The sequence below is a fragment of the Bacteroides cutis genome, from assembly GCF_900241005.1.
Taxonomy (GTDB): domain Bacteria; phylum Bacteroidota; class Bacteroidia; order Bacteroidales; family Bacteroidaceae; genus Bacteroides; species Bacteroides cutis.
The window spans coordinates 173038-197248 of record NZ_OEST01000004.1 but is presented as its reverse complement, the minus strand read 5'-3'; the positions used below and the strand labels follow the sequence as shown (position 1 = coordinate 197248).

At 41.3% G+C, this 24211-nt stretch carries 21 protein-coding genes; 12 read left to right on the top strand and 9 right to left on the bottom strand.

The features are described from left to right. Positions 1-8: 8 nt before the first annotated feature. From C1A09_RS10470 to rbp, 3 genes are all read left to right on the top strand, one after another. On the top strand, positions 9-1682 hold the full coding sequence (locus tag C1A09_RS10470; RefSeq protein WP_101543812.1) for a long-chain fatty acid--CoA ligase: 1674 nt from the start codon (positions 9-11) through the stop codon (positions 1680-1682). 157 nt (positions 1683-1839) lie between these two features. Next, the gene (locus C1A09_RS10460) at positions 1840-2049 is read left to right on the top strand and encodes a hypothetical protein (protein ID WP_101543809.1); all 210 of its coding nucleotides are present in this window, start codon (positions 1840-1842) and stop codon (positions 2047-2049) included. 331 nt (positions 2050-2380) lie between these two features. Further along, positions 2381-2626 (top strand): RNA-binding regulator, encoded by a 246-nt coding sequence (gene rbp, locus C1A09_RS10455; protein WP_101543806.1) that lies wholly within the window; start codon positions 2381-2383, stop codon positions 2624-2626. A 177-nt stretch (positions 2627-2803) separates the two neighbouring features. Here the strand turns inward: rbp and rplI are convergent, their stop codons facing one another. From rplI to rpsF, 3 genes are read right to left on the bottom strand one after another with little or no spacing between them, the layout of a single operon-like run. Beyond that, entirely contained in the window at positions 2804-3253 is a 450-nt protein-coding gene (rplI, locus tag C1A09_RS10450) for a 50S ribosomal protein L9 (RefSeq protein ID WP_101543803.1), read from the bottom strand. 15 nt (positions 3254-3268) lie between these two features. Next, positions 3269-3541 (bottom strand): 30S ribosomal protein S18, encoded by a 273-nt coding sequence (gene rpsR, locus C1A09_RS10445; protein WP_004288442.1) that lies wholly within the window; start codon positions 3539-3541, stop codon positions 3269-3271. A 2-nt stretch (positions 3542-3543) separates the two neighbouring features. Next, on the bottom strand, positions 3544-3888 hold the full coding sequence (gene rpsF / locus C1A09_RS10440; protein ID WP_101543800.1) for a 30S ribosomal protein S6: 345 nt from the start codon (positions 3886-3888) through the stop codon (positions 3544-3546). 158 nt (positions 3889-4046) lie between these two features. Between rpsF and C1A09_RS10435 the strand changes: the two genes are divergently transcribed. Next, on the top strand, positions 4047-4493 hold the full coding sequence (locus C1A09_RS10435) for a MarR family winged helix-turn-helix transcriptional regulator (protein ID WP_101543797.1): 447 nt from the start codon (positions 4047-4049) through the stop codon (positions 4491-4493). A 212-nt stretch (positions 4494-4705) separates the two neighbouring features. Further along, positions 4706-4882 (top strand): hypothetical protein, encoded by a 177-nt coding sequence (locus tag C1A09_RS16345; protein ID WP_180949210.1) that lies wholly within the window; start codon positions 4706-4708, stop codon positions 4880-4882. A gap of 81 nt (positions 4883-4963) precedes the next feature. On the opposite strand, the gene rprY is transcribed toward C1A09_RS16345, so the two are convergent. From rprY to fusA2, 3 genes are all read right to left on the bottom strand, one after another. Then, positions 4964-5665, bottom strand: coding sequence for a response regulator transcription factor RprY (rprY, locus tag C1A09_RS10430; RefSeq protein ID WP_101544225.1), 702 nt, complete (start codon positions 5663-5665; stop codon positions 4964-4966). Between the two features lie 5 nt (positions 5666-5670). Then, positions 5671-7212: a sensor histidine kinase gene (locus C1A09_RS10425; protein ID WP_101543795.1), complete on the bottom strand. Its 1542-nt coding sequence runs from the start codon at positions 7210-7212 to the stop codon at positions 5671-5673. Between the two features lie 285 nt (positions 7213-7497). Further along, complete coding sequence (fusA2, locus tag C1A09_RS10420) at positions 7498-9654, bottom strand: elongation factor G2 (protein WP_101543793.1); 2157 nt, start codon at positions 9652-9654, stop codon at positions 7498-7500. Between the two features lie 728 nt (positions 9655-10382). Between fusA2 and C1A09_RS10415 the strand changes: the two genes are divergently transcribed. Then, positions 10383-11012, top strand: a complete 630-nt coding sequence (locus tag C1A09_RS10415) for an HU family DNA-binding protein (RefSeq protein ID WP_101543791.1) — start codon at positions 10383-10385, stop codon at positions 11010-11012. Between the two features lie 72 nt (positions 11013-11084). On the opposite strand, the gene C1A09_RS10410 is transcribed toward C1A09_RS10415, so the two are convergent. After that, positions 11085-14180, bottom strand: a complete 3096-nt coding sequence (locus tag C1A09_RS10410) for a glycoside hydrolase family 2 TIM barrel-domain containing protein (protein ID WP_101543788.1) — start codon at positions 14178-14180, stop codon at positions 11085-11087. A 229-nt stretch (positions 14181-14409) separates the two neighbouring features. Between C1A09_RS10410 and hemW the strand changes: the two genes are divergently transcribed. The 6 genes from hemW to C1A09_RS10380 all read left to right on the top strand — a co-directional run bounded on the left by hemW (position 14410) and on the right by C1A09_RS10380 (position 21251). Continuing rightward, positions 14410-15543 carry a radical SAM family heme chaperone HemW gene (gene hemW, locus C1A09_RS10405; protein ID WP_101543786.1) on the top strand — a complete coding sequence of 378 codons (1134 nt, stop codon included), beginning with the start codon at positions 14410-14412 and terminating at the stop codon, positions 15541-15543. 36 nt (positions 15544-15579) lie between these two features. After that, positions 15580-16128 carry an RNA polymerase sigma-70 factor gene (locus C1A09_RS10400; protein WP_101543782.1) on the top strand — a complete coding sequence of 183 codons (549 nt, stop codon included), beginning with the start codon at positions 15580-15582 and terminating at the stop codon, positions 16126-16128. 85 nt (positions 16129-16213) lie between these two features. Further along, positions 16214-16729: a DUF4974 domain-containing protein gene (locus tag C1A09_RS10395; protein WP_101543779.1), complete on the top strand. Its 516-nt coding sequence runs from the start codon at positions 16214-16216 to the stop codon at positions 16727-16729. A 56-nt stretch (positions 16730-16785) separates the two neighbouring features. Beyond that, positions 16786-19476 (top strand): TonB-dependent receptor domain-containing protein, encoded by a 2691-nt coding sequence (locus C1A09_RS10390; protein ID WP_101543776.1) that lies wholly within the window; start codon positions 16786-16788, stop codon positions 19474-19476. Between the two features lie 12 nt (positions 19477-19488). Next, positions 19489-20580 carry a DUF4249 domain-containing protein gene (locus C1A09_RS10385; RefSeq protein ID WP_101543773.1) on the top strand — a complete coding sequence of 364 codons (1092 nt, stop codon included), beginning with the start codon at positions 19489-19491 and terminating at the stop codon, positions 20578-20580. A gap of 317 nt (positions 20581-20897) precedes the next feature. Continuing rightward, the gene (locus tag C1A09_RS10380) at positions 20898-21251 is read left to right on the top strand and encodes a hypothetical protein (RefSeq protein ID WP_101543771.1); all 354 of its coding nucleotides are present in this window, start codon (positions 20898-20900) and stop codon (positions 21249-21251) included. A 134-nt stretch (positions 21252-21385) separates the two neighbouring features. On the opposite strand, the gene C1A09_RS10375 is transcribed toward C1A09_RS10380, so the two are convergent. Both C1A09_RS10375 and C1A09_RS10370 read right to left on the bottom strand, forming a co-directional pair. Continuing rightward, positions 21386-22138, bottom strand: coding sequence for a LytR/AlgR family response regulator transcription factor (locus C1A09_RS10375; RefSeq protein WP_101544223.1), 753 nt, complete (start codon positions 22136-22138; stop codon positions 21386-21388). Between the two features lie 127 nt (positions 22139-22265). Beyond that, on the bottom strand, positions 22266-24188 hold the full coding sequence (locus C1A09_RS10370) for a tetratricopeptide repeat-containing sensor histidine kinase (protein WP_370738738.1): 1923 nt from the start codon (positions 24186-24188) through the stop codon (positions 22266-22268). Between the last annotated feature and the right edge of the window lie 23 nt (positions 24189-24211).

The following is a 24211-nucleotide window of genomic DNA, read 5'->3' as shown; positions in this document are numbered from 1 at the left end:
TTTGTGCAATGATACAAGAGAACTTTATCAAACTATATGAGCATAGTTTCCGTGAGAATTGGGACCTTCCCTGCTACACTGATTATGGGGAAGATGAGAGTTATACCTACGGGCAAGTGGCACAGGAAATTGCCAAATTGCACTTGTTGTTCAAGCATTGCAGCCTTCGCCGGGGGGATAAGATTTCCATCATCGGCAAGAACAATGCCCGTTGGTGCATTGCTTATATGGCAACGATTACATACGGAGGTATCGTAGTTCCTATCCTGCAAGACTTTAACCCGAACGATGTTCATCACATCGTGAACCACTCCGAGTCGACTTTCCTCTTCACCAGCGACGCCATCTGGGAACATTTGGAAGAAGAACGGCTGACAGGACTGCGGGGAGTTTTCTCGCTGACCGATTTCCGCTGTTTATATCAGCGTGACGGTGAAACGATCCAGCGTTTCCTTAAGCATCTGGATAATGAAATGCAAGAAACTTACCCCAAAGGATTTCACCGGGAAGATGTTGTATATACCGACTTGTCGAATGACAAGATTATGTTGCTGAATTATACCTCCGGTACCACAGGTTTCAGTAAAGGCGTCATGCTTACAGGAAACAACCTCGCGGGTAACGTCACCTTCGGAATACGTACACACTTGCTGGAGAAAGGAGACAAAGTACTGTCATTCCTTCCGTTGGCTCATGCATACGGCTGCGCATTCGATTTCCTGACCGCAACTGCCGTAGGTACGCACGTCACTCTTTTAGGAAAAGTCCCTTCTCCCAAAATCTTGATGAAAGCTTTTGAGGAAGTAAAACCTAACCTGATTATTACTGTACCTCTTGTCATTGAAAAGATATACAAAAATGTTATTCAGCCTATCATTAATAAGAAACCTATGAAATGGGCACTCAGCATTCCGTTACTCGACGGACAGATTTACGGACAAATCCGCAAAAAACTGGTAGATGCTTTGGGTGGGCGTTTCAAGGAGGTAATCATTGGCGGTGCTGCCATGAACCCAGAAGTGGAAGAATTTTTTCATCGTATTAAGTTTCCTTTCACCATCGGCTACGGAATGACAGAATGTGCGCCACTCATCAGTTATGCACCGTGGAATGAGTTTGTACCGACTTCTTCAGGACGTGTGCTCGACATCATGGAAGCACGTATCTATAAAGAAAATCCGGAAGCTCTTCTCGGAGAAATCCAGGTACGTGGTGAAAACGTTATGGCCGGTTATTACAAAAACCCGGAAGCTACCAAAGAAGTGTTTACCGAAGATGGCTGGCTACGGACCGGTGACTTGGGTACATTGGATGAAAATAATAATCTGTTCATCCGTGGACGCAGTAAGACCATGATCCTCAGTTCAAGCGGTCAAAACATCTTCCCCGAAGAAATCGAAGCGCGCCTCAATAATATGCCTTTCATTCTGGAAAGTCTGGTGATTGAACGCAACAAAAGACTAGTCGCTCTGGTCTATGCTGATTACGAATCTCTGGATTCGCTGGGATTGAACCAGCCGGAAAATTTAAAAACCATTATGGACGAAAACCTGAAGAACCTGAATAATAGTGTTGCCGCTTACGAAAAAGTGAGCCAAATTCAACTCTACCCCACTGAATTTGAGAAAACACCTAAGAAAAGCATTAAAAGATACTTATATAATAGTATAGCAGAAGATTAATATGTTATTAAACATGCCAAATGCTATAGAAACAGCCTGAGCTCCAAAAAAAATATAAAAAAAGTTGGGGTTTAGAGAACAACGTATTTAAAAAGTACATACCTTTGCAACGTTTTAATAAAGCAATTGATTGTATTACGTTTTAAAAGTAAAGAAAATGAAAAAATTAGTTTTGATGGCAGTAGCTATCGTAGCAGTATCTTTCGCATCTTGTGGCAACAAAGCAGCTAACGCAGAACAAGCAGCTGCAGATTCTATCCGTATCGCTGATTCAATCGCAGCTGTAGAAGCAGCAGCAGCTGAAGCAGCAGCCGCAGCAGCAGCTGATACTGTAGCAGTAGATAGCGCAGCCGTTGTAGCTGAATAATTTCAGTACAACACTAGAGAGAATTGAAAGTCTGACGTGTATAAGCACGGACAGACTTTTTTTATGCTTTTTCTCCTCTTTTTCATTCCTCAATTGTTAAGTCTTGGTCTTATTTCACAAAAAAGAGTATTATATGTAGATAAATAGAGAAGTATAGTAGTAATACCAAATAAAAGTCGTTCCTTTGTATCAACAAAACAATAAGAGGTTTATTACGATCTGCTTTTCATTATGTTTCTACTCGATTAACCACATTGAGAATTTTCATTTCTGACTACGACTTCCTAAGATCCCCCTTTATTGAATTATTAATTTTTTATTTTTGTATTTTATGAATATGTACATTGGAAACCTTAGCTACAACGTTAGGGAATCAGATTTGAGACAAGTAATGGAAGAGTATGGAACAGTAGAATCAGTAAAACTGATTATGGACCGCAATACAAATAGATCAAAAGGTTTTGCCTTCGTAGACATGCCTGAAGCATCTGAAGCTCAACAAGCAATCAACAAATTGAACGGAGCAGAATATGTAGGTCGTCAAATGGTAGTGAAAGAAGCATTACCAAGAAGCTAAAAAGAACTCACTGACCGACAATAAGGTAAAGGACATATCCCAACGGATATGTCCTTTTTTTATTGATATCTCTACACATTTTTAACACCTTCTTCATGAGAGCTTCTAAAAAAAATCCCCCATACAAAAAAAGCCCGGTTCCATAAAACCGGGCTTTCTTATATATTATAAAGTTTTTTATGCTTCTTCAGCAACTACTTCAAAAGGAATTTCTACAGAAACCTCCTTGTGCAACTTAACAATAGCCTTATAGTTACCTACTTCTTTCACTGCGTCTTTAACAACAATAATCTTACGATCGATGTTATGACCCAATTTAGCCAACTCTTCAGCAATCTGGATATTACTTACAGAACCGAAAATAGTACCAGTGGAACTAACTTTAGTAGCAATCTTCAATGATACACCTCCCAGCTTGGCAGCCAGTTCTTCAGCATCTTTTCTAATTTTTTCCAGCTTGTGAGCGCGTTGTTTCAGCTCTTCAGCCAACATTTTCTTTGCAGCCGGTGAAGCGATGACAGCTTTACCAGTCGGGATGAGGTAGTTACGACCGTAACCAGACTTTACTGTTACAATGTCGTTCTTATAACCCAAGTTTACGATGTCTTCTTTCAATATAATTTCCATACTTTCCTCCTCCTATTATTTCATCATGTCAGTTACATAGGGCAACAATGCCAAGTGGCGTGCTCTCTTCACAGCTTGAGCCACACGACGCTGGAACTTCAAAGAAGTACCGGTGATACGACGCGGAAGGATTTTACCTTGCTCATTCAAGAATTTCTTCAAGAATTCAGGATCTTTATAGTCAATGTACTTAATACCACTTTTTTTGAAACGGCAGTATTTTTTCTTCTTAACATCTACTGAGGGCGGAGTTAAATATCTGATTTCTGATTGAACTTGTTGTGCCATGATTAATCCTCCTTTTTAGTTGATTTAACACTTCTTCTTTTTGCAGCATATTCTGCAGCGTATTTATCCTGCTTGAAAGTCAAGAAACGGATAACGCGCTCATCACGACGGAAGTTAACTTCCAACTTTTCAATGACAGTAGGATCTGCATTGAACTCAATCAGCTGATAGAAACCGGTCGACTTCTTCTGGATAGGATATGCCAGCTTCTTCAGTCCCCAGTTTTCTTCATTTACAATCTCAGCACCTTCAGCAGTAAGGATGCCTTTGAATTTCTCTACCGCTTCCTTCATCTGAACATCAGATAAAACGGGAGTTAAAATGAAAACGGTTTCGTATTGATTCATACTCGTTTAATTAAAAAATAAATTATTCGTTTAAAAAATGCGGTGCAAAGGTAGGGATTTTATTTTGAACTACAAACATTTAATGTTTTTTTATGTCCAGAGGTAGGATTTATCACAGAAGTAGCTTACCTTTGCAAAGTTGTTTAAACAATAATTTCATGATAGAGCAATTCAATTTTGATATTCGATTGATTTTTGCCATACTAAATGGTAAAGTATCCGCTGCAATTAACCGTAAGTTATCCCGTAACTTTCGGCAAAATGGTCTAGAAATCACACCAGAACAATGGACTGTCCTCATTTTCTTATGGGAAAAAGATGGAGTGACACAACAAGAGTTGTGTAATGCAACTTTCAAAGATAAGCCCAGCATGACTCGCCTTATTGACAATATGGAACGTCAGCATCTGGTCGTACGTATTTCTGACAAGAAAGATCGCCGTACCAATCTTATCCACCTCACCAAAGATGGAAAAGAATTGGAAGAACGTGCACGCGTCATTGCTAATCAAACTTTAAAAGAAGCTTTACACGATATCACCATCGAAGAACTCAGCGTGAGTCAGGAAGTATTGAGGAAGATATTTTTCAATACCAAAGACTAATATCCAGTGATAAACAATTAATGATAAATGATTAACAGTACAAGTAGTTTCCATGGTATAAATGAACTCCAATATACTATTTTTCACTCCTTATTCTTCATTCTTCATTAAAATATAGTTTTTTTGCAAAAATAATTTCGCTTGTTAAAGAATTATGCTTTTCTTTGTGACAAGAATACAAGAAAATAATAATCTAATTAAAATACACACACATGAAAGGCTTATTAAAAAATCTGGGATTGATATTGATCTTGGTAGGAGCTGTAATTTTGGTTGCATGTTCTTTCACAGGTAATGTTAACAACAATACCATCTTGGGCACTTCAGCTGTTTTGGTTGTTGTAGGATTGATTTCTTACATTGCCATCAACAAGAGAATTGCTGATTGATATCAAAAAGAAGAAAATAAAAAAGACGGTTGCATTGCAACCGTCTTTTTTATTTTAGTTCCTCACAGAAAACCTGCTTTATCAAGCCTCAGCTTCCGGAGTAATCAATTTATACCCTTTACCGTGAATGTTGATGATTTCGATAGAATCGTCTTCCTTCAGATGTTTACGTAATTTAGTGATATACACGTCCATACTACGGGCATTGAAATAGTTATCATCAATCCAGATTGTTTTCAGTGCAAAGTCACGTTGCAGAATTTCATTGGCATGTGCACAAAGCAAACCCAGCAATTCAGATTCTTTGGTAGTCAACTTTGTCTGCTTTTCGGAAGTAGACAATATCTGCTTCTGAGTATCAAACGTAAACTTACCAATCTTATAAATATTACTTTCTTTGTTCTTCTTGCCGCGAACACGTCTCAAAATAGCTTCAATTCTGAAAGTCAGTTCTTCCATACTGAACGGTTTGGTGATATAATCATCCGCACCGATTTTGAAACCTTCCAGAATATCTTCCTTCAAAGTTTTAGCAGTCAAGAAGATAATAGGAATTTCAGCGTTAGCTGCACGAACTTCCTGCGCCAACGTAAAACCATCCTTCTTAGGCATCATTACGTCAAACACGCACAAGTCGTATTTATTCTTCAGGAAAGCTTTGTAGCCGGCTTCTCCATCAGGGAACAACTCAGCAGCATAACCTTTTGCCTGTAAATATTCTCTTAAAAGCATGCCAAGATTTTCGTCATCTTCGCATAATAAAATACGCAGTTTCTCATCCATATCAATCAATTTTTTAATAAAGGTAATGCAATTATAAATTTAGTTCCCACATTCAGTTCGCTTTCCGCCCGGATGGTTCCCTTATGATCCTGAATAATCTTTCTCACATAAGCCAACCCAAGCCCGAAACCTTTAACATCGTGCAGATTACCTGTATGCACGCGGTAGAACTTATCAAATATTTTTTTCAAATTTTCTTTCTTAACACCTATACCGTTGTCTTGCACGGAAATCATCAACTTACCCGATTCATTCCAAGTCTTTACCATCAACTGCAAATCAACATCCGGCCTTTTATACTTCACCGCATTATCCATGAGATTGAAAATCACATTTGTAATGTGCATTTCGTCTGCAAAGATAATCGGGTCTGTCGCTTTCAAGTCCGACTCTATCTTTCCGTTATAACGCTCCACTTTCAGAGCAAACGTATTGATAACCCCGGTAATCAATTCATTGGCATCCAGCTCCTTCATCTTCAATGTAGCCTTCTGCCGGTCGAACATTGACATCTGAAGTACTTTTTCTACCTGAAACCTCAACCGCTTCGTTTCATCATTAATGACACCCGATATATGCTGGAACATTGCCGGCGACTTACCCACTGCCGGGTCTTTCAACATCTGCGCCGCTAACGAAATGGTTGATATCGGCGTCTTGAACTCATGCGTCATATTGTTGATGAAGTCATTTTTCATCTCCGTCAGTTTCTTCTGACGGAACACAATATAAATCGTGAAAATGAACGTTATCAACAGGACAAAGGTAAATATCATCGAAGGTATCATAAAACTGACCGAATCGAAGATATAGTCCCTTTTACCCGGGAAATGTATTTTGACGATACTCATGCGTGCCGGAGGGTCATTCAGGAATAGAGGTTGAGAATAAGAACTTTCGCTTCCTTCATCACTATAATCAGAACAGCGATACACTTCTCTTCCGTTCCGGTCTATCACCTTGAAATGATACTTCAAGTCAACACCGTTATCAATCAGTCCCGATCCAAGATACTGGTCAAGGTTTTTAAAATTAACCCGTTCCTCTATCGGTCTGTCACTGGCATTATAAACCATCTGCCACGCTACCTCATCCAATAAAGCCCGTTGATACAGATAGCGGTTTTTAATAGCATCTATCATCGAGCGTGAAGTCTGAGGTATAGTCTTTGTACCATGCTTACGTGAAATCATCGCCCGGGGCAATTCCGAAGGTTTATTGGTAAATGTCTTCAACTCGATAGCCGAATATAAAGAACCATCCGGTGAAGTTACCGTAAACCGCTGCGTCTGTATAGCTCCTTGTCCTTGCGAACTCTGTTCCCACGCCTTTTTCTCTGCCTCGGAGATATCTTCCCTTAACCAACGGTCAACCTCCGCAGACTCTACATCCTTTGAAGCAGCCATTAAGGCACGCTTCACGGCCTCATCAAACTGTTCGTTCCGCATCTTCACCATTTCCTCTATATAACTGACTTGCAAATACAACAGACTGAGGAAAGAAAGACCCATCACGACACCCAAAATCCATATTGTCGACTTTTTCATAGTCACAAAATTAACACTCCCTAATTAACACTCCTAACAAATTAACCTGATTTAACCGGCTATTCTCGTTAATTAACCGTAGGTGTTTTTTTAAGTTGCATTATGAACATTATAACAAAAAAAGACACCTTTGGTTTGCAAATTTAATAAAAAATTAAACATTAACATTCACATTTCCTGATATTCCTAATCAGTGTTAATAAAAAAAAGAAGCAAGCAGTCGGGTAGTTGTCTCTCAACTACTCAACCGCTGTGCTTCTTCCTAATAGTTATTAACAGAAAGACTTATTCTTCTGTCTGTTTAGCCTCAAATTCCTTAATCAGCTTGTCTTGTACGTCACTTGGCACAAGTTCATAGCTGGCAAACTTCATTATAAACGAAGCACGTCCACCGGTCAATGAACTCAAAGCGGTAGAGTAAGAAGACATTTCCTTCAAAGGTACTTTAGCAACCAGTTTTTCATAACCGGCCTCACTGCTCATACCCATAATCATGGCGCGGCGTCCCTGCAAATCACCCATCACGTCACCCATCTTATCAGAAGGTACAAATACCTCTACATCATAAATCGGTTCCAAAATCTTCGGTCCGGCATTCTTAAATGCTTCACTAAACGCATTACGCCCTGCCAACATGAAGGAAATTTCATTGGAATCTACCGGGTGCATCTTACCGTCGTATACGATAACACGTACATCACGCGCATACGAACCGGTCAACGGACCTTGCTCCATACGAGACATAATACCTTTCAAAATAGCCGGCATGAAGCGTGCGTCGATAGAACCACCTACGATACTATTGACAAATACCAACTTGCCACCCCACTCCAATGAAACTTCTTCGGTACCTTTCACGTTCATCTTAAATTCCTGACCGTTGAACTTATACGTTTCCGGCATCGGCATTCCTTCATAATACGGTTCTACAATCAAATGGACTTCACCGAACTGACCGGCACCACCCGATTGCTTTTTATGACGATAATCTGCACGTGCAGCCTTTGTAATGGTCTCACGATACGGTATTCTCGGTTCCTCAAACTTAATTTGTAGCTTTTCATTATTTTCCAAACGCCATTTCAACGTACGTAAATGAAACTCACCTTGACCGTGAACAATCGTTTGCCGCAACTCTTTGGACTGGTCGATAACCCAAGTCGGATCCTCTTCACGCATACGGTTCAAGATGGCCATCATCTTTTCCGTATCGGCTTCATTCACCGGTTTAATGGCACGTGAATATTTAGAATTCGGATATTTGATGAAGTTGAAACGGTTCTCAGTACCCTTTCCATTCAAGGTATTACCGGTATGTACATCTTTCAACTTCACGGTACAACCGATATCACCCGCCAACATTTCTTCTACCTTAATACGGTTGGCACCGGCACAAGCATAAATCTGGGCGATACGTTCTTTGGAACCACGGTCGGCATTCGTAAAGTCGTCACCTTCGTGCACCTTGCCGCTCATCACCTTGAAATACTGCACGTCACCAATATGCGGTTCTACAGCCGTTTTGAAAAAATACAGGGAAGTCGGGCCATTCGGATCCGGTTTCACCACTTCACCACGTGTATTATGTACAGGAGGCATTTCGTCTACAAACGGAACCACATTACCCAAGAATTCCATCAAACGGCGCACGCCCATGTCCTTACCTGCACAAACACAGAATACCGGAAACATACCACGGCTTGCCAACCCCTTACGGATACCCTCGCGCATTTCATCTTCAGTCAGAGAATCTTGTTCAAAGAATTTCTCCATCAAACCCTCATCATGTTCGGCGGCAGCTTCCACCAACGCCTTATGCATTTCGGTGGCTTTCTCCATTTCTTCAGCGGGAATATCTTCAATGGTGGGTGCACCGCCTTCGGGTCCCCACGAATATTTTTTCATCAGAAGTACATCAATCAGAGAATTGAAGTTCGGTCCGGTAGCCAACGGATATTGCACCGGCACCACCTTTGAACCATAGATAGACGTTAGTTGTTCCAACACCATATCATAGTCGCACTTCTCGTTGTCGAGCTGGTTCACCAGGAAAATAACCGGTTTACCCAACTTCTCTGTATAGCGGAAATGATTTTGAGTACCTACCTCCGGGCCATATTGCCCATTCAGCAATAGAATAGCCGTATCGGTTACGTTGAGCGCAGTCATTGCAGCTCCCACAAAGTCATCACTTCCCGGGCAGTCAATGATATTCAGCTTCTTACCGTTCCACTCCACATGATAAACGGTGGAAAACACAGAATAACCATATTCCTGCTCCACCGGAAAGTAATCGCTGACCGTGTTCTTGGCAGTAATCCTGCCGCGACGTTTTATAATACCACTCTCAAAGAGCAGCGCTTCCGTGAGAGTGGTTTTACCCGAGCCATCATTGCCAAGAAGGGCAATATTCTTAATTTCATTCGTCTGATATACTTTCATGATATATAAGATTTAAAGTGAATACTCAGCATGCTTCCGTATGCCATTATTTTTGTGAGCCGCAAATTAGAAATTAATCAAAAGAAAAGCAATTAATCAGCCGTGTTACTAAACAATGTTATTCAACACATCAATCAAAAGTAACGGACACTACACAAACAATCAACCAGTTTCCCTCTTTTCCCTATAAGGGAAACATGATAATCAAATGGGAGTTTAGGAGTGTCCCCCCCTAAACTCCCATTCATATATTACTTATATAATATAATAAGGTGTAAAAAAGAATGCCTCATTCAAACTACACTCGCAGCACACCGTCCTGATATCTGCCCTACCCAAATTGGCAAGACCCATTTCGGTAACAATTCCCATTTTAAGGAAATACAAAATTCATACAATTGTTTGTACTACTTGCAAATAGATATGACTTTCATTCAGTATATATACCCTTCAAATTGCCCGTTAATATAAAAATTGTTCAATGTATATAAGAAAAGTACTTTTTATAGTCAAGAAAATTTGTTTTTATAAATAATAAGTTATAATTTTAGATTGTGAATTTATATTCTTAACTTGCAAATATAAATTCTTAGGCTGAGAACTTATATTCGCAAGTTAAGAATAAAGATTTTCATTAATCAAACAGAAATTTAGAACAGTAAAGACAGAAGTTTGTCTTGTATAAGAAAAAAGTTTTGTCTTTATACAGAACATACACTATATTATATATGGCCGAATATGAAATGCAGGAGATGAACCTGCCAAACAAAGAAGGAAAACGCGTGCTTTATCCGCGCCTGGTTCAACGCGGACAGATTACAACGGAAGACATTGCAAAGAAAATAGCCCAGAAATCGACCTTCAGCAAGGGTGAAATACTGGGATTGCTGGGCGAGGTAGCTGATGAAATGGCATACCAGATGGGTGAAGGAAGATCAGTAAAACTGGAACAGATAGGAACCTTCGTTGCTTCTCTTTGCCTGCGTGACGGTAAAGAGCGGGAAACAGGCGAGGAAAAAGGAACCAGACGAAACGCACGGAGTATCGTCGTGGGAGACATCAAATTTCGCCCCGACAAAACTCTACTGGAAGAAACAAACCGGAATTGTGACCTGGAACGTTCGCAACATAAATTCCACCGTTCATCCCAACACTATACGCCCGGACAAAGGCTGGAGCGGGCTAAAAATTATTTGGCGAAACATCCGTATATGACGGTCGGCGACTACAGCGAAATTACCGGGCTGAGGAAGACTGCGGCTTCACTGGAACTGCGGCAATGGGCCGAATTACCGGACAGTGGTATCGGCAGATCCGGACGAGGTACACACAAAGTATATATCAGTAAGGAGGAATAAACAAAAAACCCGTTCCCTCTCTTCAAGGGAACGGGGAAGAAAAATGACACTTCCAGTTTATCAGAGTGGACTTTACTCTATCTCTATACTGTGCCGCACCGGTTTCAAGATAAATGTAAACTCATAATCTCCGTAAGGAAGTTGATATTCGGGGCGGGCAATACGTCCCCAACTATTCTCACAACCTAAACCGGCTTGTACTTTGTCTATGCAGAGATTTGTCAAATCGGCTTCTTCCACTTCGGGCGAATGACCTTGCTGCTTGCTCCAACCTTCGTCCAAAGACTCAATCGTATAGTGCAAAGCCGAAGCGGAGAAAGGAGCGGCGGCAATAATTTCGATACCATTACCGGCCCGGTTCAACATCTTCCACCAACGAATGTCAGTCTTTGTCCCGTTTTCTTGCGGACGGATATACGAATAGAACTGCTCGGATACACTCTGACGATAAATACCAAGATCAGTGCAATGGTTACGATCGATATAATTCTCTACCGGACCACGGCCATAGTACTCGATTGTCTCAAAGCTACGGGGCATCGGCATCTGCAAACCGAAACGGAACATATTGGATACCTTGGCATTCTTATCAGCCGTCAGCTTCTGGGTAACTTTGATGGCACCGACATTATTGACAATATAAGTCAAGTTCAGCTTGGCAGAAACTCCGGGCATTTCGTATGCCGCTTCTACGATGACTTGCTTGTTCTCGGTACGTTGATCGAATGAGACCAGTTTGATTTCGGGGTTCTTCCAGGCTACATACTTACGTTGCAGGTTGGCACCGAAATCATTATCGGTAGGAGCACGCCAGAAGTTGGGGGTCAAGGCAGAACCGTCTTTTATCATATCCAACCCGGCTACTTCGTATTTAGTCAGATAACCGCTATGCTTGTTGAACTCCACACGGAACACGTCACCGGAAACAATCAGATAGTTCGCGTCATTCTCTTGCACAACGGGCGCAATGACCTCGAGATTGCTCAGTTCGCAATTCGGCAAATCCATGGAAGGTGTCTTATAGGAGTTCAACGTCAACTGGTCTTTAGCTACAACATGACCGGCGGGAAGCAAACCTTCGCGGTTCTTCAGTTTATAGGAAACGTTGAGCAACCACTCGGTACATTGGCAGGTCTTGCCTAAGTCCAGTTTGAGCTTAACAGTTTGTTGAGGAGCCACATTCAAATTATCCACGCGACCGCTACGGACGGCCTTTCCACCTTTCAGCACTTCCCATTCCAGATAATAGGCAGAAAGGTCACGGAAAAAGTTCTCATTGAAAACGTTGATTTCTCCATTCCGGATATCAGCAGGAGTAGTCCAGATATTCTGATAGTAGTAGCCGACCTCATACATGTGCGGATTGGGTACACGGTCGGGACTGATAAGTCCGTTGTTACAGAAGTTAATATCACTGGCGTCAAAACGGTTGAAGTCGCCGCCATAGGCATAAATCATCTTGCCATTTTTACCGGTCCAGCGCACGGACTGGTCTACAAAGTCCCAAATAAATCCTCCCTGATATTTAGGATACTTGCGGATCAGGTCCCAATACTCTTTGAAACCACCTTGAGAGTTACCCATGGCATGGGCATATTCGCATTGTATCAGGGGCTTAGTCATGGAATCATCTTCACAATACTTCCGGCAAGCATCATAAGTATAGTACATCGGGCAAAAGATATCGGTCTTGCCATTCTTTCCAGCCCGTTCGTATTGCACCGCACGGCTCGGGTCTTCCGATTTCACCCAATCATAGGCAGCCTCAAAGTTAGAACCATATCCTGCTTCGTTACCTAATGACCAGAAGATGATACTGGGATGATTGAAACCACGTTGTACATTACGTTGGTTACGTTCCAGATGAGCTTTCCGATAATCCGCACGTTTGGCAAGGGTTTCTTCACCATAACCCATTCCGTGAGACTCGACATTTGCTTCGGCTACGACATAGATACCATAACGATCGCAGAGGTCATACCAGAGGTTATCATCGGGATAGTGGCAAGTGCGCACCGCGTTCAGATTGAATTGCTTCATAATCTGGATATCCTGAATCATACGTTCGGGAGAAACGACGTAACCACCGTCAGGATCCATCTCATGGCGATCGGCCCCCTTAAAGAGTACCGGTTGGCCGTTTACCAATATCTGAGAGTTCTTCAGTTCTATCTTGCGGAAACCTACCTTGACGGGAATTACTTCATTCCCCCCCTGCAATGTGGCACGTAAAGTATAGAGGTAAGGAGTCTCGGCTGTCCACTTTTGTGGATTTTCCACATTCATCAGGAGCGTACCGCTACCTTTGGCGATTTCAGTGGCTACTTGTTTACCGGTAGCATCCAATAATTCAAGCTTGACATTACCACTGCCTTTCAAATCCAACTTCACACTCAACGAGCCATTTTTATAGTCTGCATCCAAATCGGGAGTGACACGGATATCCTGAATACGTTTCTTATCACGGGCATACAGATAGCAGTCACGTCCTACCCCGCTATAGCGAAAGAAGTCCTGGTCCTCCAGATAAGTACCGTCACACCAACGGAATACCTGAAAAGCGACCAAATTCTTTTGCCCCGGCTTCAAGTAAGGAGTAAGGTCAAATTCAGCTTCCAGCTTACTGTCTTCACTATAACCTACGTACTTACCGTTTACCCACAGGTACATATTAGAGGTAACCGAACCGAAGTGTGCAATGATATCTTTACCTTTCCAGTTGGCCGGTACTGTGATTTCACGGCGATAGGAGCCGACATGATTGTTTACAACAGGTACCTGAGGCGGGTTATTTTTATATTGACTCCGCCAGGCATACCCCACATTCACATAGATAGGATCGCCGAAACCGTTCAGTTCCCAAACGCCGGGAACAGGAAAATCAGTCCAACCTTTATCGTTAAATCCAACTTTCCAGAAGTCGACGGGACGTGCATCGGCATCTTTCACCCAATTGAATTTCCAAGTTCCGTTCAAGGTCATGAAGTTGGACGATTGTTCTTTTACTCCTTTATCAGCAGCATCAGTAGATTCATAGGCAAAATAATTGGTATGCATCGGAGCACGGTTTACGGCATTGACTTCCGGATCAATCCATTCGCTGAAGGACTGGGCATTCACAGTCAGAGCCATTGCCGCAAACAGTCCGGTAATGAGATGTTTTTTCATGATATCTATAATATAAGTTTAAATTAGTCAAGGTGTACAATCATTACACCGCCCACAAAGATAGAAGGAATAAAAAAGACTAAGGTGAATTATAGTTCAAAAATGGGTGCACATCTGTTCACTACCTGCATATAAACTCGTTTTTATGTAAAATACGAGCAAAGACAAGCCAACATTCAACTCAAGGGAAAAAATAATTGTATATTTGCCCCCCAATCAATCTAAGCTTATGGCAGGTATCTATATCCATATCCCTTTCTGCAAAACACGTTGCATCTATTGTGATTTCTACTCCACTACCCGTAGCGACCTGAAAGAGCGCTATATCCGTGCTTTGTGCCGGGAGTTGAGAATACGCAAGGATTATCTGGAAGGAGCAACTATCGAAACCATTTACTTCGGGGGCGGTACACCTTCACAACTCGATGAAGAGGACTTCCGGCAGGTGTTTGCTACTATCGAAGAGGTTTACGGCATGGAACATTGCAAGGAAATTACTCTCGAGGCCAACCCGGATGACTTGACAGAAGAATATGTAACCCGGTTACACCGTCTCCCCTTCAACCGTATCAGTATGGGAATACAAACCTTCGATGATGTAACTTTGAAATTACTGAACCGCCGCCATAACGCCATGCAAGCCATTGAAGCCGTAGACCGTTGCCGCCGTGCCGGATTTGAAAATATCAGTATCGACCTCATCTACGGATTGCCGGGCGAAACGGATGAACGTTGGGAACGTGACTTGAAGCAAGCGGTCAGTCTCAATGTGGAGCATATTTCCGCCTATCATCTGACGTATGAGGAAGGGACACGTATCTATGAATTACTGCAAGCCCACCGTATCCGGGAAGTGGATGAAGAAAGCAGTGTACGCTTTTTTTCTGTCCTGATAGATACTCTTGACGCTGCCGGATATGAGCATTATGAGATATCCAACTTCTGCCGACCGGGCAAATATTCCCGTCATAACACTTCTTATTGGAAAGGTATTCCTTATCTGGGTTGCGGTCCGGCGGCACACTCATTCAACACTCATACCCGTGAGTGGAATGTGGCGTCTTTGGAAGAATATATGCAGGGTATAGAAACAGACCGGCGGAAGTTTGAAACGGAATACCAGGACAAGACGACTTGCTACAATGAGTGTATCATGACTTGCATCCGTACCCTATGGGGGATATCTTTGAAATATATAGAAATGGAGTTCGGCACAGAGATGTGGAAATACTGCATGGATATGGCAACTCCTTATCTGGAAAGCGGGAAACTGAAAATACAAGATAATCATCTTTGCCTGACGCGTGAAGGGATTTTTATTTCGGACGGTATTATAAGCGACCTGATGTTCATCGAAGAATAAGACTGTTTATAAAGAAACGAGATAATATAGCATGACATGACCGAACAAGAAGTCAGACGATACCTCCGTCAAATGAAGGATGAAGACTCGCAGCGAGCCTTCCGGGAGTTCTATGACCTGACATACGACCGGTTGTTCCGTATTGCTTTCTACTACGTGAAACATGAAGAATGGGCACAGGAGATTGTTCTGGATGTCTTTATACGACTTTGGGAACAGCGTAGCACGCTGACGGAAGTACGTAATATTGAAGATTATTGCTTTATCCTCGTAAAGAATGCATCCCTGAACTATCTGGAAAAGGAAACCCGGCATGCCACTGTATCCGCCGACCAATTGCCCGAACCTGCCGTACAGGCAGACTCACCGGAAGACACCCTTATCAGTGAAGAACTTTTCGCACGTTATGTCAAAGCCCTCGACCGATTGCCGGAACGTTGCAGGGAGGTATTTATCCGCATACGGGAGGAAAAACAAAGTTATGCTCAAGTTGCGGAAGAACTGAGTATCAGTACAAAAACGGTAGATGCACAACTGCAAAAAGCTATCACACGACTGAAGGAGATGCTGCTGAATGCGGAGTGATATAGATGAAAAAAAAATGCAATTTTGAGTAGGGAGTTTTTCCAAAGTGCCTGTCTTTACTTATGAAAAACAAAAAACCTATAAAATGAAGATAAGTAACAAGGACTTTGACAAGGTATTAAACAAGTTGGTTACCTCTACTCGCTCACCCCGTGGACATTTTTCGGCAGAAAGCAGCTGGAATTTATTGGAGACGAAAATACTTGCCCGCAAAAAGAGAAGAATATTCTGGTTGCGGATGACGAGTAGCGCAGCAGTAGTATTGCTGTGTCTGGCAAGTTGGGCAGCCTACCACGCCCTGAACCCTGAACCGGCAAAACCCGAACCGATAAAACAACAGGCCAGTCCGGCAAAACCCGAACATCGTAAAGGAATTATTTATTTTCAACAGCAACCTTTACAGGAAATTGTGCGTCAATTATCTGAAATCTTCCACAAAGAGATTATCATTAATGACGACGACCTATGTAACTATCGCATGACGGGTACTTTCGACACCGACGAAGAACTGACCGAAATCCTCGATTTACTGAAAGGAGCCGCAGGCAACTTTGACTATACAGAGACAAACAATACTATTATCATTACTAAACCTAACTAAACACAATGAATCAATCTTTTTTCTATTCATGCCACCACATCAGAGTCTTACTACTGATGTGCGTGGTTCTCTTAAACATCACATCCGTTCACGGACAAAATAAAGAAGTCCGTTTAAGCCTGAACATACGCAACGCGACTTTGGAAAGTCTGATAAAACAGCTGGAAAACGCCACAGGCTTCTCTTTTGTCTATGGAGAGGAAGTCAAACTATCCCACCGCATTAATATGAAGGTGGAAAAACAAACCATCAGCGAAATATTGCAATGTGCCTTTGAAAACGAACCTATCAAGTTTGAAATTTCCGGAAAGCATATCCTGCTCTATAAACGGCCTCTGCCGCAGAAACCCGTTAGCCGTAAGTTCACTATCAGCGGATACGTAACAGACGGGGCGTCTTCGGAGACGCTGATTGGTGCCAATATCCTTGAGAGTCGTCGTTCCACGGGAACTGCCACCAATCCTTTCGGTTTCTATACGCTTACTTTACCGGAGGGTGAAACTGAATTGACGTTTTCTTATCTGGGTTATGAAACTCGGAACAGCCGTTTTGAACTGAAAAAAGACACTTTACTCAACGTCAGCCTGAACAGTAATAACCAGCTGGCAGAAGTGGTGGTACTTTCAGACAAACAAGAAGTGGGTATCCAAAGCACTGCCATGGGAGCACACGAAATTCCGATGGCACAAGTCAAACACACACCCGCCATCTTGGGTGAAGCAGATCTGCTAAAGACAGTACAACTGATGCCCGGTGTACAGGCAGGCATGGAGGGATTTTCCGGATTGTATGTACGTGGCGGAGGATCTGACCAGAACCTTATATTACTGGATGGTATTCCGGTATACAATGCCGACCATTTCTTAGGAGTATTCTCTATCTTTACACCCGAAGCCGTGAAAAAAGTCACGCTATTCAAAAGTTCCTTTCCGGCACGGTACGGCGGACGACTTTCATCCATTGTGGATGTACGTACCAATGATGGAGATATGAACCGGTATCACGGTACATTGAGTATTGGTACACTGACTGATAAGTTACATTTTGAGGGGCCTATCATCAAAAACCGCACTTCTTTCAGTATTAGTGCACGCGCTACCCACACCGCTTTCTTGAATAACCTTATTAAGAATAAAGATGGTGACGATACCGAATTTTATAACTATTACTTTTATGACATCAATGCCAAAGTAAATCATAAGTTCAATGACCGAAGTCGTATATTCCTGAACTTCTACAAAGGCAAAGATCACTTTCATTTTAAATTCAAAGAGAATTACAGTTACAACACACAACAACCTGAATATTATTCTGGAAGTAGCTATAGTGACAAAAACCAATTGAACTGGGGCAATACTGTAGTATCCGGACGCTGGAACTATGTATTCAACAATAAACTTTTCAGTAATACATCTGTGGCCTATAACAGCTATCAAATGAACTTAAGAAGCGAGGCAGAAGAATGGCGTTTCCAAAACAGTCAAAATTACTATTCTTATCAATACGGAGCAGATTACCGTTCCGGTATCCGCGACTGGAGTTTTCGTATGGATTTTGACTATACCCCACTCCCACAGCATCATATTAAGTTTGGTGCCGAATATCTCTACCATACCTTTAGCCCCGAAACTACTACATCAAAAATCAGAGAAACCGGACAGAATAAAATAGAGCAAGATACAGTATATAGCAGCAATCCCAACAACAGACTTCGCGGGCACGAAGTTTCTTTCTATGCGGAAGATAACTTTGACATCGGCAGTAACCTCAGCCTGAATACCGGAATACGCTTGTCGTTGTTTCATACACAGGGCAAGAACTATTTATCAGCCCAACCGCGTTTTTCAGCCCGTTACCGTATGGGACAGGGATATTCCATCAAAGCCGCTTACTCGTGTATGGCACAATATGTACACCTGCTTTCGTCTACTCCTCTCTCTATGCCAACAGACTTATGGGTACCTATCACAAAAAATATCCGTCCCATGTACTCTAACCAATATTCCATCGGCGGATATTATGAAGGTATCCCCGGATGGGAATTTTCACTGGAGGGTTATTATAAACAGATGCGTAACGTACTGGAATATCAGGACGGTACTAGTTTTTTCGGAACTTCCACCCACTGGGAAGAAAAAGTAGAAGTGGGTAAAGGCCGTTCTTTCGGTTTGGAGTTCATGATTCAAAAGACGGCAGGTCGTACTACCGGATGGATGGCTTATACGCTTGCCAAAAGCGACCGCCAGTTTGAAAACGGTACGATCAACAATGGTAAACGTTTTCCTTATAAGTACGACCGCCGCCATAATATCAGCCTTTGCGTCAACCATAAATTCAGTAACCGCATAGACATAGGAGCCTCTTGGATATTTTATACAGGTGGAACGATCACCATACCCGAACGGGAAACAGTCATTATCAAACCGGACGGTAGTATGGAAGAAACTTCTTACATTTCTTCCCGAAACAACTATCGCCTGCCGGCAAGCCATCGACTGAATTTCGGAGTAAACTTCAACAAAAAAACAAAACACGGTATGCGAACGTGGAATATCAGCATTTACAATGTTTACAATGCTATGAATCCAAACCTGGTCTATACCAAACGCGACAATGGCAATTTCTATTATGGCAATAATAACAACGGAATGTTTATTACCGGTCAGGAAAATAAAAGAAAAACCGTCATAAAGAAAATGACGTTACTGCCTTGTATCCCGTCCTTTACCTATACTTACAGATTTTAAAAGATATAAAACATGAAAACAAGAATGATGAAACCCAGCCTACACCTTATTATATATATAACATTTCTTCTCCTATTATCCGCTTGTGAAAATGAAATTCCCTACGATACGGCACAGAAAGAGCCTCAACTGATTATGAATGCTTTAATAAATGCCGGACGAACGGATAATTTGGTCTATCTGCACCTGAGTGAAGGTACCGGCGTGGGACGCGTGAGTGAAGGTACTCTTTCTCTTTACGTAAACGGACAACTGAAAGAAACACCGGAAGCTTTATCACCGTCAGAATCAATCGGTGGACTGGAAAACAACTATCCTGAGGAAATGAAAGAACAAATACTCCAAAGTATTAAATTTAAAGTATTCCGCCTGACCACTATTTTACATCCCGGTGACAATGTTCGCCTGGAAAGTACTGCTGAAAATGGGAAGTATCATGTTTCAGCAGAAGTTACTGTACCTCAACCCGTAGATAAAATACAGGTAGACACTTGTCTTGCTTATGTCAAAGAATATAATGGCCTGAAACCTTATCGACAATTCAAAGTAACTTTAAAAGACCGTTCCAATGAAAAGAACTATTATCGGCTGAATATTGTAAATGACTTTAGTTTCCGATGTCAACCTATCAACGATACTTTCCCGGACGTTATCATCACCAAACAATATACGGATCTTATCAACCGGGATGATGTGATTTTAACCGACGGACATCCCACTAATAGCGATGATGAAAACAATGAGCTCTTTCCGAATATCAAAAACAAATACAATATTTTCACTGATAACCGTTTCAGTAATTCTAATGTTACACTAAAGGTCTATACCCAGCGTTATGAAAATATCCTTCCGGATGAAATCTTTAATCAAATATACCGTACAGGGAGTATTTCCATACAAATACTTAGTATTACCGAAGCCGAATATCGTTATCTGAAAGCTCTGAATTGTCTGAATTCCGATGATTATGATGATATATTAATGGAACCCATCAGTATCCCCTCCAATGTAAAAGGCGGATTAGGATTCGTGGGTATTTGCTCAGAGAGTACAACGACAATTCAGTTTCCGGAAACAGCAATATACCATCGCTACACAGAGTAATGCACCCCCTCATACTTCACATTTACTTTTTGACACACATACACTATATCATAATATCACTAAATAATACTTAACCCCAAGAACACTGATTTTTTATCACAAAACCAACTATAAAACGAACATTTTCACATCGTATAATTGACATACATCAAAAAATGAAGGTATCATATGCATTTTCTTCTTCATTCATTTTTATGCTATAAAACACATTTCTATATTTGCATAGGTAAAAAGAAAAAGCTAAGCGCTTAGAGCTGTTTTCAATAGGTATTAGTTTAGATTAGTTTTTAGGTATAACAATTAAAAAAGTAGGTATTATGAAAAGATTAGGATTAACATTAGTAGCAGCAGTCTGCCTGACTGTTACAACATTCGCAGCAGGAAATCAGCCTACAACTGCAAAATGGGAAGGTAACATCAACGTATCAAAGTTGAGTAAATATTTGAATTTGTCTGATGACCAACACAAAGAAGTGGCTAATATATGTGAATATTTCAGCGAACAGATGTCTCGTGCCACAAATTCAAAAAAAAATCAGGAGAAGTTGCTTCGCAACGCGATATATGGTAATTTGAAATTAATGAAAAAAACTTTGAATGAAAAGCAATATGCTGATTATGCTAAAGTTTTGAACATTACATTGCTGAATAAAGGTATCCGGGTGGAATAACATCCGCCACTGATAACGTGCAAATACGTTTAATTACAAAATAAAAGGCGTTGAACAATGAGTTCAACGCCTTTCCTTTATGTCAACACCGTAACCATACGATGTTAACTCCCTAACCAGTTATGCTTCTACTTTCACAAGCAAAAACGATCTTGCAATTTTTTCTTATATTTTTTAGAAACAATTAATTCCGTTACTTTATCGAAAGGAGGATACAGGACACAATTATTATCCTTAATAAGCATCAGATAATCAATATTAATAATGTAGGATTGATGTATCTGTACAAATCCGGATGAATACTGAACGATTTGTTCTGCCGTCATTCCCCGACGCAATGTCAACGGTGGCTGATTATTCAAAATCACTTCCCATTGTTTACGGTCGGAGCAATAACGAAAGAAACCAATCTCAGCCGGTCGAAGTGCACGCATATCGTTGGTCGGTGTAAATACGATAAAAGTCTGTCCGGCTTGAACCGATATTCCGGTAGATAAAGACTTTTTCTGTCCTGTCTCAACCTGTTTCACGAAACGTGCAAGAATTTCCCTTAAATCCAGTTCCTCAAAAGGCTTCAACAAATAATCGAATGCAGCTTCCCGAATAGCTTGAATCATATATTTATCATAAGCCGTATAAAATACAACCCGCATATTCCAAGCAATACTGTCGCGCATTTCCTGTAAGAGTTCCAATCCTGTCATATCAGGCATCTCCACATCCAGGAACAGCAAATCAGGTTGCACCTTAGTTATGAGTTTCTTCCCCTGCTTTCCGTTCCGTGCAGTTCCCGACACAGAAAAGCGGTTATCTTTTCTCAACTCGAAACTTAAATTCTCGAGAGATACCTCATCATCATCCACTATAGCAACCTTGTATTTATCCATATCACCCATTTTCCTTGGCGAATATAAAGATTATATCGCTTATATGCAAAGCTGGAAATGAGCATTTACGAACTATACCGTCTAAACCCAGGCTATTCTTCCGAAAAATAGAACTAAACAGCCTTTCTTAAATTTCATAATTATATTTATCAGGGAGTAAAAAAACAATCTCACAGCCGATTTCACCACCAGGCAAAGAAATATTGTGTATGGAAACATCAATTGACTCTTTATTTTTCATATTCAATATCTGAACAGTCTGCATAATCACTTTCATCCCCGTACCAGTTCCTCTATTTCGACTGCCGGGACGGTAGCCGCCACCATTATCTGTAACTTTGATACAGATACCATTTTCCCGACGATGAATGGAAATCCAAAGATTACGCTCTCCTTCCTTATCACGCAAAGCATGTTTCACTGCATTTTCTACCGGAATTTGTATCAACATGGAAGGAAGCAGGACTTGTTCAGAATGTACATCTTCCCCAATCTCTATTATCAAATGAAAATCAGCTCCTAAAGAACGACGTTCCAAGTCAATATACGTTTTCACAAAATCAAGTTCTTCTGCCAACGTAACACATAATTGTTCCGCCAGTTCCAGATTACGACGCATCAACTTCACCAAGGCCGCCAATTCTCGCTGTTCGTTTTCTTTCCGGCTTACTATTTCCTGATTGAGTACATTGAAGATGAAATGGGGAGACAACCGATTACGTATATTCTCCAAACGAAGCGAAGAAACAATACGGCGGTTTTTTGCAAGTATCAAAGCACGTTTCTTTCTGTTATACAGGTAAATGAAAACAGCAACCAACAGTGCAACAATGGCTACAGCAAGTATCACAAAACGAGTCTGTCTCAATACCAAGACTTCATTTTCCTTCTTTTGAAACAGGACTTTGTGTGCCATCAAAGTAGAATCCTGTTGATAACGTAAAGTCAGATCTGCCGTATGCATCCTTACACGCTCATTACGGATAGAATCATCAAGGCGATTATTCTCTTTCAGGTATTTATATGCTTGCTTATAATTGCCAGTCTCTTCAAAGAAGAGTTCTAAATTTTTATTCCGGATATGCAGCATATCCGGATCAACATCGGTTGGAATGCCACTCTTCATCAATAGTCTGCGAGCTTTAGAAAAGTCATGACGCTTCAACGCCAGTTCTATATTTTGTGTATCGATGTAATAAAGTGCAGTCGTCACTCCCAACTCTTTGAAAAAAGGTTCACATCTATCAAGATAAATAGCAGCAGAATCTGTTTCATCCAGTTTCAAGAAACAGTCACTTAAATTCAAGTAAGTCAAATTAAGCGCCCAAAGCATATCCGGATAATCTTCTACAAGATCCAGCACTTTCCTGAAATATTTTATGGCAGTGATATAGTCTCCTCTATAATAATAAGAATTTCCTCTATTGTTCAAATAAAAGTGTTTTTCGTCAGGTAACATATCATCATAACTTGCAGCAGCAAGATTATAATACCGATCGCACTGCTCATAATCGCGCAGTGTCATATAACCTTGCGCCAACCCGTAGTAAATAGGATATTTCTTTTCAGGAGGTAAATTCAGAGAGTCACACAACAGCAAAGCTTTCCGATACCAAAATGCTCCGACATCCAACTTACCCTGACGATTATTGGCATCGGCCAAGTTCATCAGAATATCCGGTATAAATCCCGTTTTCTTACCTTGTAATCGTAATTCATAAGCTTTCCGGAAACAGTTCTCAGCCGAATCCATATACCCTCTCCTACCATAAATATTCCCCTCCATATTAATATATTCCGATTGCAAATCGGCTAATTGAGGAGAGAAAGGCTGTGTCTTCACATAATCTTTCAATTGGCGTATCAGAATTTGTGCAGAATCAAGCTCAGAAGTAGCCAGGTAAGTTTTCAAGACTATAGCCAGATAATTATGGCGTACTAAAGTATCCCTCACTTCCTCCATCCGCTGAAATGCCTGAGTCCTCATCCATCGGGGAGCAGTGGCTATAGAATCAACATTCAAACGAAAAAAGGTCTCAAAAGCCTGCATTTCCGACACATTACCCCGTTTTG

What these genes read in the sequence shown, in the direction of transcription:
- C1A09_RS10380 (WP_101543771.1), top strand. Translation starts at nt 20,898, where the DNA reads ATGAAAAGATTAGGATTAACATTAGTAGCAGCAGTCTGCCTGACTGTT.
- rbp (WP_101543806.1), top strand. Translation starts at nt 2,381, where the DNA reads ATGAATATGTACATTGGAAACCTTAGCTACAACGTTAGGGAATCAGAT.
- C1A09_RS10400 (WP_101543782.1), top strand. Translation starts at nt 15,580, where the DNA reads ATGACCGAACAAGAAGTCAGACGATACCTCCGTCAAATGAAGGATGAA.
- C1A09_RS10435 (WP_101543797.1), top strand. Translation starts at nt 4,047, where the DNA reads ATGATAGAGCAATTCAATTTTGATATTCGATTGATTTTTGCCATACTA.
- rpsF (WP_101543800.1), bottom strand. Translation starts at nt 3,888, where the DNA reads ATGAATCAATACGAAACCGTTTTCATTTTAACTCCCGTTTTATCTGAT.
- C1A09_RS10425 (WP_101543795.1), bottom strand. Translation starts at nt 7,212, where the DNA reads ATGAAAAAGTCGACAATATGGATTTTGGGTGTCGTGATGGGTCTTTCT.
- hemW (WP_101543786.1), top strand. Translation starts at nt 14,410, where the DNA reads ATGGCAGGTATCTATATCCATATCCCTTTCTGCAAAACACGTTGCATC.
- C1A09_RS10410 (WP_101543788.1), bottom strand. Translation starts at nt 14,180, where the DNA reads ATGAAAAAACATCTCATTACCGGACTGTTTGCGGCAATGGCTCTGACT.
- C1A09_RS10395 (WP_101543779.1), top strand. Translation starts at nt 16,214, where the DNA reads ATGAAGATAAGTAACAAGGACTTTGACAAGGTATTAAACAAGTTGGTT.
- rprY (WP_101544225.1), bottom strand. Translation starts at nt 5,665, where the DNA reads ATGGATGAGAAACTGCGTATTTTATTATGCGAAGATGACGAAAATCTT.
- C1A09_RS10370 (WP_370738738.1), bottom strand. Translation starts at nt 24,188, where the DNA reads ATGCAGGCTTTTGAGACCTTTTTTCGTTTGAATGTTGATTCTATAGCC.
- rpsR (WP_004288442.1), bottom strand. Translation starts at nt 3,541, where the DNA reads ATGGCACAACAAGTTCAATCAGAAATCAGATATTTAACTCCGCCCTCA.
- C1A09_RS16345 (WP_180949210.1), top strand. Translation starts at nt 4,706, where the DNA reads ATGAAAGGCTTATTAAAAAATCTGGGATTGATATTGATCTTGGTAGGA.
- C1A09_RS10385 (WP_101543773.1), top strand. Translation starts at nt 19,489, where the DNA reads ATGAAAACAAGAATGATGAAACCCAGCCTACACCTTATTATATATATA.
- fusA2 (WP_101543793.1), bottom strand. Translation starts at nt 9,654, where the DNA reads ATGAAAGTATATCAGACGAATGAAATTAAGAATATTGCCCTTCTTGGC.
- C1A09_RS10470 (WP_101543812.1), top strand. Translation starts at nt 9, where the DNA reads ATGATACAAGAGAACTTTATCAAACTATATGAGCATAGTTTCCGTGAG.
- rplI (WP_101543803.1), bottom strand. Translation starts at nt 3,253, where the DNA reads ATGGAAATTATATTGAAAGAAGACATCGTAAACTTGGGTTATAAGAAC.
- C1A09_RS10415 (WP_101543791.1), top strand. Translation starts at nt 10,383, where the DNA reads ATGGCCGAATATGAAATGCAGGAGATGAACCTGCCAAACAAAGAAGGA.
- C1A09_RS10390 (WP_101543776.1), top strand. Translation starts at nt 16,786, where the DNA reads ATGTGCGTGGTTCTCTTAAACATCACATCCGTTCACGGACAAAATAAA.
- C1A09_RS10460 (WP_101543809.1), top strand. Translation starts at nt 1,840, where the DNA reads ATGAAAAAATTAGTTTTGATGGCAGTAGCTATCGTAGCAGTATCTTTC.
- C1A09_RS10375 (WP_101544223.1), bottom strand. Translation starts at nt 22,138, where the DNA reads ATGGATAAATACAAGGTTGCTATAGTGGATGATGATGAGGTATCTCTC.